This is a genomic window from Buttiauxella brennerae ATCC 51605 (assembly GCF_001654925.1).
In the GTDB taxonomy this organism is placed as follows: domain Bacteria; phylum Pseudomonadota; class Gammaproteobacteria; order Enterobacterales; family Enterobacteriaceae; genus Buttiauxella; species Buttiauxella brennerae.
In genome coordinates this window covers 1-5,859 of sequence record NZ_LXER01000009.1, presented here as the reverse complement: position 1 = coordinate 5,859, position 5,859 = coordinate 1, and the positions used below count along the sequence as shown (strand labels likewise).

Annotated in this window: 5 protein-coding genes; all 5 read right to left on the bottom strand. The window is 45.1% G+C overall.

Annotated features, from left to right (window positions below):
- Positions 1–36: 36 nt before the first annotated feature.
- On the bottom strand, positions 37–1,194 hold the full coding sequence (locus tag M975_RS05265) for a hypothetical protein (protein ID WP_064557826.1): 1,158 nt from the start codon (positions 1,192–1,194) through the stop codon (positions 37–39).
- Positions 1,195–1,197: 3 nt separating this feature from the next.
- Positions 1,198–1,464, bottom strand: coding sequence for a PAAR domain-containing protein (locus tag M975_RS05260; protein WP_064557825.1), 267 nt, complete (start codon positions 1,462–1,464; stop codon positions 1,198–1,200).
- A gap of 634 nt (positions 1,465–2,098) precedes the next feature.
- Complete coding sequence (locus M975_RS05250) at positions 2,099–2,737, bottom strand: DUF2931 family protein (RefSeq protein ID WP_064557823.1); 639 nt, start codon at positions 2,735–2,737, stop codon at positions 2,099–2,101.
- Positions 2,734–4,317, bottom strand: coding sequence for a T6SS phospholipase effector Tle1-like catalytic domain-containing protein (locus M975_RS05245; protein WP_064557822.1), 1,584 nt, complete (start codon positions 4,315–4,317; stop codon positions 2,734–2,736). Before M975_RS05245 ends, M975_RS05250 begins: the two co-directional genes overlap by 4 nt.
- Before the next feature lie 2 nt (positions 4,318–4,319).
- Positions 4,320–5,859: DUF2345 domain-containing protein (locus M975_RS05240; protein WP_157093332.1), on the bottom strand; the 1,540-nt coding region annotated here is incomplete at its 5' end.

Genomic DNA, 5,859 nt, shown 5'->3' with positions numbered 1-5,859 from the left:
AAGTAAATACGGCACCAGCCTCCACGCCATGACGAATTACCTGTTGTCATTATTAATGTTCCCTGCCTGCACTGTATTAATAAATTTATTTTCGCCATCAGAAGAAAGCATCAGACAATCTGCTTTCTGGATATTCACAATATCGCTGACCACCGCCGCCATTACCCATGGTGAAAAGGGACCACTACATCCCGTATATTCTTCCAGCCAGTGAAGTTGTTGAGTCTTCCAGCTACCCCCATATTTTTTTGCGCTGGCAAGCAGAGTGGCAAATTCATTACCCCACGAGATGCCGTCCCCTACAATCACGCCCGTTTTATTGGCCTGAGACTGCGTGGAAAAAAACGTATCAAGATCTTCGCTCAGATTCTTTGTTGATTCGAGAGGCATTGGGCGAAGCAGGCTGGCGTAATAGCTGAGATGATACTTTGTGGCAACATCATCGGATGTCAGCAACAGTAACGCGAGTGCATCACTGTATACCTCTCCTCCCTGCATCTGATGGATCAATACCAGCTCTACATCCAGCGTCGGAGATTTGATGCGATCATCAATTGCGATAAAAGATTTCGAAGTCACAATATTCAAAGCTGGAAGCGGATGACCGGATAGTGCAGACAACCAGGAATCATTGAACTCAGCCTGTAATGTGAGCGCATCATCGCTGGAATCTGTCAGCAATGTTACTCCAAAAGGCAAACCTGCCGGGATCTGAGTAAGCGAATAGTCCAGACCTGAAAGTAAGGTGGAAAAGTGGTTTTTATTATCAAATAAATGAAGATGTTTCGTCAGACGGGTATTCTGTTCAAGAGTTGGCGGAGCTGTCAGAATCAATTTTGGGGCCAGGTTCTCTGGTAACATAACGCCACTGCACAGCACAGCAATATTACGTCCGGCCCAGTTCGTCCAATGTTGTTGTGCGTATTCTGCCTCATTTTTCTCGAACTCGTGCCTGTCAAACGCGCTGTTATAGATCCAGCCCCGCAGGCACAGGAAGAAAAACCAGACAACTAACGGACCCGCCATAGCAATCCAGATATTAAATTCCTGCAACGGCCCTGCAAGCTGATTAGCATGTAGGACGAACAGCATTACACTCCCGACAAGTGCAACTACACCCAGCATCAGCCACAGGGCAAATGAAGGCTCTTCCGGCTTAGCAAATACTGTTGATTTCTGACGTTTCCAGCTCATTTTTTATCCTATCGCACAATCCGGTGCACTGGATATCACCTGACATCCACATTCACAATGGCAGCCATCCACTACCACAGCCTTCCCTTCAGACGACCATTCGGGCGAACCTTCGATAATGGTATTAATGCCATGACCTTCAACTGGGCAATTGATTTCATCGCCAATCAGCGCAACTTTTTTTCCATTGACGATTATGGTTGATGAGGCGGAAATAACCTGACCGCCATGAGTGGTTTTGTCACCCAGCAATACAAATCCTTTAGACATGAGAAACCTTTTAATTTGTTTTACAGTAATTAAATATGAATTACACTCAAGACATTGGAATACAATCAACACAAAGAAAATATTAATAATACATTTACTTCACTAGTTCCCAAGTACCACCTTCTGATTTTTCATACCACTTTTCTTCATTTTTATTTACACTTGGGATGTAACCCGGGTTAACAAAATTATATACGAGCCTCTTGCAGATGCTGTAATCAACATATTGTTTACATGTCCGTTATAACCGGCTTTGTGTCTATTAATTTTTCATATTCTGTAACATACGCAGACAGCATTGCATCATGCAATTCATCACTATAATACTTTGAATGCCAGTATTGATTTATAAAGGCTCCAACATTAAATGTTATGGGGTGTATTATATACCCAGCATCATCACTACTTACCGTGGGGTTATATCCATTAGCATACATTCGAGGAAGGCAAGATGTGAGCCCAAACACAATAAATAGAGCGCAAAATGCTTTGAATGCATTATATTTCATAGTTCACCTCATTTGAGAATGACACAATCAAATCTTACCCTAACCAATATAACTAACATTAAAAAATGAAAATCACTCATAATTATTAGCTAGTGGGACAAAAATTAAATTATTTCGCGTTTGCATTACCAACTACCATAGGGGTATTTCTTCCCTTTTATAAAATCAGGTGTTTCGCCATAATAAACATATCCGGTGGGATGTTTAGTAACCCCTTTACACATGTCTAGTTTTTCACCCGAAATGGTTGTAATTTTTGTGGAGGTTTGCTCAATGTTGGGCTGACCATTATTCTGCAACCAAACGCGCACTTTACCCTCAGGTGCCAAACCAATTACCATATAACGAAAGTAATAAGGTTCACTAGGATTATCCCACACAGGCTCTTTGGAAATCATTTTTTCCTTAGTGCTAGCTGCAAAAAACAAAGTGGTCTCATAAGTTTTTTTGTCGATAATAGAGTCCCAGCAAAATTTTATCATCTGTGGTGGTGCATCTGCCTTATTAAACGTAGCAATCCCCTTTCCGATATACTCCCCCCACGATCCGACACTTTTCCCTTGAGGCTGATCGATAGTTTTGAATACATAACCATAACCATCAGTATCTAAGAGTTTGACCAACGTAACCGTTGCAGGAAGCGCTTTTGGAGTACTGAATGTAAAATACCACTTATCCCAGGGTGCTTTGATTTTATCTTGCGCAGTGGTGTCATTGCATCCAACTAGAAATAAAAATGGGAGCAATCGAATTATTAGCTTCATACTTTTTCACCTTTCATATTCCAGATGGATCGCACCCAGTTTTTATTTGGCATATTCACATAACCAATAAGATGTATTTTCTTCTCTGCACCGTAAATTGTCCGTACTTGTTTACCATCCAACCAGACACTCTTGAATTTTACACCGTTCCAGTTCGCTGAGCAGTGAATATATTTTCCAATGATCAGCAACTCTTCGGGAGTAAACGGAACCGGGGTCCCCCCTGTTATGGCGGACTTCCCTTGATTGATTGCCTTTTGACTCAATAGTTCAAGTTCACCAGGTAACTTCATGTCAGGGTCCTCGGGGTCAATGTCTGTGAAGTTTACCCCTCCATTCTTTGCTGCATCTAGCATCACTCTGAGCGATACCTTGGACCAATCATTTGGCACAATACGCTTTAAAGTAATACCAGCTCCGACATGTTTTTCAATCGTACCAGTGCGCTGTACATCCATATCTACAATATAGTCATACCAGCATTCCTCTTTCACTTCACCTGACGGCAAAATATATTCAAGCGCTGGCGTTACTTTTAAATCAGGTAATCTGGCAGCAATATCTATAAAAACACTTGTATTTTCATTTACTGCGTCTCGCTTAACCGTTTCACCGCTAGGCTCTGTCAGAAAACAATATTCCTGTTCATGGGGGTTATACCCTCCACCGATGTCGGAATGCACTCCAGGAAGAGACAACTCCGGCCAAGCTTCTTTTATACTGTTAAGACTAAAGTTGTATCGACATTCGTGCATTGCAGTAATCTGGAATACTTTCCGTGCAATATCTTTCGGTAATGACAGTTCAACGCCTGGGTTCACGCTACCATGTACATCAAACAAATCACTTACCGAACCAACAGCACAAACGGTATCAAACAGCCCAAGAAAACGAACCTCTCCGGCAGGTTTTCCGTGTTGGTTTCGTCCGTTTAAACCCTTAGTTATTGCTTGCTGTATTTCTTTATCCCCATTTCTGACACGATTACAAAAATGGCGGGCTGCTGCAGCGCCCCGACTAAAGCCAAATACATCAAACTGGATTTTTTCGATAGCATATCCAGCATTGGAATTTTTGTTGATAAACTGATTTATTTCAGCAGCAATCTGCGATACACCTTCATTAACTTTATCTACAACGCCTTCAAACACCTCTCCAATGCCCATACCTATGAGGATATCTTCTTTATCTTTTGCAGTACCGATGCCCTGAACATATATTGCCCGTTGATAAACTGATTGATCTGAAGTTATCTCGTCATCGACGGAATACAATGTGTTTAACCAATGGATGTTTGAATAATACCCAAGATAGCTCCCGGCACCATTGCTACTCATATCCAGTTTACGTGTACAGGACTCCGCATCTACTACCTTTACGCCAACATCCATATCTGTGCAGGTATTCAGCAAACGTTTATCGATGTTAAAGACATTATTCCCTGTACCATCAAAAAACATCCCGATAGTAATCGTAATACCTGGTACAGGCTTACGCTTACATACCACCGTCTTTTCAGACACATTAACATCAGTAAAATGCTCGCACTCACTGGCTTCCCATGCATGGTAATTACTCATACTTATTTACTCCCTATTGCTGAATTGTCGGTCCCAAGGATTTCAATCTTTAATTTACCAGGCATAGAGGTATAAATAGGCATCGTTTTCCCATTGTCATCTGAAACTCCATGAAATACCTGCCCGTCAGCAGTCGTCACTTTATATTCAGTATGAGGGATAATTTTCCCATCTTCGCCAGTCAGTGAGTAAACACCACCATAGCCTTTTGGAAATTCAGGGGCAGGTGTGTTCAGCGAAGCCGCTCCCATTTTCTGAGCATTGGCACATTTCAGTAAAATATTCCCAGGGCAACCCAGCTCAATATTCCCGCCACTTAACTTGATATAGGCACCACCGCAGTTAACTACCAGTTCCGTTGCCGCGGTTATTTCAATTTTTCCTTCGGCACTTGTCACCGTAACGTCTTTCTTCGCGATGGCATCCAGCGCATCATCCTGCGCCTGGATTTCTACTTTTCCCTTAGCAGCAAACAGCTTCATACCCGCCTGACGGGCAAGCATGCTGATGGCTTCACCTGCCGCCACGGTGAAGCGCTTCATTGCGCTGATATCTGCATTGTTTTCCGCCACGATCCCCACACTGGCACTTCCCGAGGAAACGCGTACGCCTTCCGGACTGCTGATGCTTATCCCTTGCGGTGCATTCAATACCATCCCCGGCTGCGCCAGTTCCGTCAGTGCATCCGTCAGCATTTTCTGGCTCTGGATATCCGCCGGATACGCCTGAGCACCTTCTGCCGCATCTGACAGGCTTCTGGCAATACTTAATGCATTTTCAAGCTGTGCCACAGCCTCTTTCATGGAAAGCATTTTGTCACTGGCGGATGGCTGGTTGTCCGCACTAATGAACACACCGGCTCCGCCACGAACTGCCACCCACTTATCGGTACGTAACTCAGCCCCTTCACCCCGCAGGGTACGAGAAGCATCAACATTGTGCCCTAAATTAAGCTGCGTCTTGCCCCCGTACTCGGTGCTGAGCTTGACGTGCTCTTCACCGCGCTTGTCCTCCATCCGCAGCTTGTTCAGCCCGGCTGTTCTGATAACATTGCGCGTGCTGTTGGCTTCAGTGACGTGGTCTACATGGCGTGAATCATGCATCGCATGGGCGATATACGGCCGGTCCGGGTCACCTTCATGGAAGGCGATGGCCACTTCCGTGCCCTGTATCAGCGGGAAGTGGAAGCCGTATTTGTCGCCGCCGTACGGTTTGGCGAAGCGGACTGGCATGCTTTCCATGCCCTGACGTTTGTCGTCGCGGTCGGCATCAAATTTCACCCGGTACATGCCCGATGCATCCTGCCAGGCGTAGATATCGTTGTCTTTGGCGCTGGTCACGCGCGCCATCAGGGTACCACTGACCACCGGCCGTTTTTTGGCCGTAGGTCGCCAGCAGCGGTTCTCGTAGTACGGCATCGCCGCCCACTCTACCTTCAGGGCGTTCTGGCGGCTGGCGGTGTAGCCGGCGCTGACGATGATGAGTCCGTTTTCGGTTTCGCGGGGTAGGGTCGGTGGGATGGCCGTTTCAGTGATGGTCAGT

Excerpts from the sequence above, each read along its gene's own strand:
- M975_RS05260 (WP_064557825.1), bottom strand. The coding sequence starts at position 1,464 with ATGTCTAAAGGATTTGTATTGCTGGGTGACAAAACCACTCATGGCGGT.
- M975_RS05245 (WP_064557822.1), bottom strand. The coding sequence starts at position 4,317 with ATGAGTAATTACCATGCATGGGAAGCCAGTGAGTGCGAGCATTTTACT.
- M975_RS05250 (WP_064557823.1), bottom strand. The coding sequence starts at position 2,737 with ATGAAGCTAATAATTCGATTGCTCCCATTTTTATTTCTAGTTGGATGC.
- M975_RS05265 (WP_064557826.1), bottom strand. The coding sequence starts at position 1,194 with ATGAGCTGGAAACGTCAGAAATCAACAGTATTTGCTAAGCCGGAAGAG.